Raw genomic sequence first — 867 nt, forward strand, 5'->3', positions numbered from 1 at the left:
CTTTCAAATCAAAATCTAGTAAGTTTTTACCAGCTTGAACCTTATCCCCTGCTTTGACAAAGGTTGTAAAGCCTTTACCATCAAGAAAAACCATATCCATACCTACGTGAATGAGCAATTCGACACTGCTTTCTGTGCGTAGGCCAACGGGCGTGTTCTGTTGGGAAGACAAGAGTGACTTCACCATCAACAGGCGATGATACGATACCGTCTGCTGGGTCAATGGCAATACCTTTACCCATCGCACCTGTCGCAAAAACTTCATCTGGCACATCTTCAAGTTTCACTACTTTCCCTGTCATTGGGCTAGCAATGATTTCTTGTTGGAATTCTTTCAAGTTATGGACTGGTTCAACCACAGCTTGTGTCTTTTCTTCTTTTGGTTAGCCGTAAAGGTATGATACTAGAACAAACATTTGGATAGTGAAGGCAAGAACAATGGTAATCACTGAAAGTCTAATCATAATCCACATATCAAACATATCACCCATTTCTGACTTAATATAAGCTGGATATTGGAAGATTCCAGATACTCTAGTGCTATAGCTATACACTTTGAAGAATATTTCCAAAGCACCGGCAATACCTAAAACGAAATATGAGATGAAGAACGATGTTTCATTGGAAGCGTCACACCAAAATTATCCGGTTCGGTTACACCAAAAACTGATGAAATGAAGGCTGGCGTTGAAATCGTGCGAACTTTTGGTTCTTTGGTTTTAAGAATAATCGCTTCAAGAACACCTGTTTGAGTGAAGTTTGGCAGACATGATCCAAAAGAATAGCAAGAATAACCATTTATAGTAATGTTCATGATAGCAAGTGAAACAAGAGCCTAGTGCAAACCAAACATAACCAATACTTGCC

General features: G+C 39.4%; 3 protein-coding genes. All 3 read right to left on the reverse strand.

From position 1 onward, the window contains the following. Positions 1 to 100, reverse strand: a 100-nt coding sequence (locus B3R79_RS04630; RefSeq protein WP_349677281.1) for a PTS glucose transporter subunit IIA, incomplete at its 3' end; no start/stop codon positions are given. Beyond that, positions 81 to 359, reverse strand: coding sequence for a PTS sugar transporter subunit IIA (locus tag B3R79_RS04635; RefSeq protein WP_235300328.1), 279 nt, complete (start codon positions 357 to 359; stop codon positions 81 to 83). The genes B3R79_RS04630 and B3R79_RS04635, both read right to left, overlap by 20 nt. A 227-nt stretch (positions 360 to 586) precedes the next feature. Continuing rightward, a complete protein-coding gene (locus B3R79_RS04640) occupies positions 587 to 814 on the reverse strand; it encodes a hypothetical protein (protein ID WP_239472540.1) in 228 nt (75 codons plus the stop codon). Positions 815 to 867 lie beyond the last annotated feature (53 nt).

It is taken from the genome of Streptococcus sp. UBA3373 (genome assembly GCF_002360305.1).
Classification (GTDB): Bacteria; Bacillota; Bacilli; order Lactobacillales; family Streptococcaceae; genus Streptococcus; species Streptococcus alactolyticus.

What these genes read in the sequence shown, in the direction of transcription:
- B3R79_RS04640 (WP_239472540.1), bottom strand. Translation starts at nt 814, where the DNA reads ATGAACATTACTATAAATGGTTATTCTTGCTATTCTTTTGGATCATGT.